This window comes from Thauera sp. ZXT1-4 (genome assembly GCF_052598215.2).
Window position 1 is genome coordinate 1 of the sequence record NZ_JBQWSN020000086.1, and the last position, 2,014, is coordinate 2,014.

2 protein-coding genes are annotated in these 2,014 nt (G+C 63.8%); both read left to right on the top strand.

The window, feature by feature from the left end; translation table 11 throughout:
* Positions 1 to 26: 26 nt before the first annotated feature.
* Positions 27 to 1,361 (top strand): TrkH family potassium uptake protein, encoded by a 1,335-nt coding sequence (locus ACUH78_RS19095; protein ID WP_445334424.1) that lies wholly within the window; start codon positions 27 to 29, stop codon positions 1,359 to 1,361.
* Positions 1,354 to 2,014: potassium channel family protein (locus tag ACUH78_RS19100; RefSeq protein WP_510497605.1), on the top strand; the 661-nt coding region annotated here is incomplete at its 3' end. The genes ACUH78_RS19095 and ACUH78_RS19100, both read left to right, overlap by 8 nt.

The following is a 2,014-nucleotide window of genomic DNA, read 5'->3' on the forward strand; positions in this document are numbered from 1 at the left end:
CAACATGACTCGAAGGATGGTGCGAATTGAAGATTCGTGAGGTCCAGCACCCGGCTCGGGTCGTTCCGCTGGCGTTCCTGATCACGATCCTGATCGGAACCGGGTTGCTCATGTTGCCGATTGCGCGCGCAGATGCAGTCGCCGCACCCTGGCTGACCGCCCTGTTCACTTCGGTATCGGCGGTATGCGTGACCGGTCTGGTGACGGTGGACACGGGCACTTACTGGTCGTCGTTCGGGCAGTGGGTGATCATGGCGCTGTTCCAGGTCGGCGGCTTTGGCATGATGACGGCCGCCACGCTGCTCGGGCTCATGGTCAATCGCTCGTTCCGACTGCGCACGCGCCTCACGGCGCAGGCTGAAACACACGCCGTCGGTATCGGTGACGTCACCAGCGTGGCCAAGCTCGTGCTGTTGGTGACCCTGACCGTCGAACTGATCGCCGCGCTGACGCTCATGCTGCGTTTGCGCCTCGGTTACGAGTTGCCCTGGACGGATGCAGCCTGGAGCGGTCTCTTCCATGCTGTCTCCGCCTTCAACAACGCGGGATTCTCGATCCATGCGGACGGCCTGGTGCGCCATGCGAGCGATGGCTTCATCCTCGCCCCCATCATGCTTGCGATCGTGATCGGCGGTCTGGGCTTTCCTGTCCTGCATGACTTGCGCCGGAAGCTCACCAGCCCGCACCACTGGTCTGTGCACACCAAGCTGACACTCGTAGGGACAGCCGCGCTGCTGATGGGCGGCACGATCGTGCTGCTTGGCTTCGAGTGGTCGAATCCGCGCACGCTCGGCCCGATGCCCGCCGGGGACAAGCTGCTGTCGGCGATCTTCGCCTCGGTCTCGGCACGCACGGCGGGATTCAACTCGATCGACATCGGCGGGCTGACGCATGAAAGCCTCGGCTTGCATTACCTCCTGATGTTCATCGGCGGCGGCAGTGCCGGCACGGCCGGGGGCGTGAAGGTGGGTACGGCGATGATCCTGGTGATGCTGGTGATCGCCGAGATCCGGGGGCGGATGGATACGGAGGCCTTCGGCCGGCGCATCAGCCATTCGGCCCAGCGCCAGGCCATCACCGTGCTTGTCCTCAGCAGCGCAGTGGTCGTGCTGGGCACGGTGTTCATTCTCCACACGACCGACATCGCGACCGACAGGGTCATCTTCGAGGTGATCTCGGCCTTTGCAACAGTGGGCCTCTCGACCGGCATCACGGCCGAGTTGCCCGAATCCGCCCAGCTGATGCTGGTCCTGCTGATGTATGTTGGCCGAGTCGGCACGATCACATTGGCGGCGTCGCTCGCGCTGGGCGAGCACCGCATGCCGTTCCGCTATCCAGAGGAGCATCCCGTTGTTGGCTAGGCTATTTACAGAGCAGTTCGCCTTCTCGAAGGGCGACAGTGTGGTCGTGGTCGGGCTGGGGCGCTTTGGTGGCGCCGTGGCCAACTCCCTGATGCAGCTTGGGCACGACGTGATGGGGATCGATCGCGATGCCGAGCCGGTGCATGAGTGGGCGGATCTGCTCACGCACGCAGTTCAGGCCGATTCGACCAACGCAATGACCATGCGCCAGCTTGGTGTGGCCGACTTCGCTCACGCCATCGTGGGCATCGGCGGCGATCTCGCGGCCAGCCTGATGACGGTGATGGCACTGACCGAACTCGGAATCCCCGATATCTGGGTCAAGGCGATGACGTCCGAGCATGGAAGGATCGCCGAGCGCATCGGTGCACACCACGTCGTCTACCCCGAAGCCGATATGGGGGAGCGCGTCGCCCACCTCATCAGCGGGCGAATGATGGACTACATTGAATTTGACGACGGCTTTGCAATCGCGAAGATCCAGGCGCCTGCTGCCACGCATGACCTTTCGCTGGCGGAGTCCTTGGTGCGCGAGCGCTTCGGCGTCACGGTGGTCGGTATCAAGCGCGCACACGAGGACTTCCAGCACGGCAAGCCGAGCAGTGTCGTGCTGCCCGGCGATCTGCTGATCGTCTCCGGGCCCACCAAGAAGG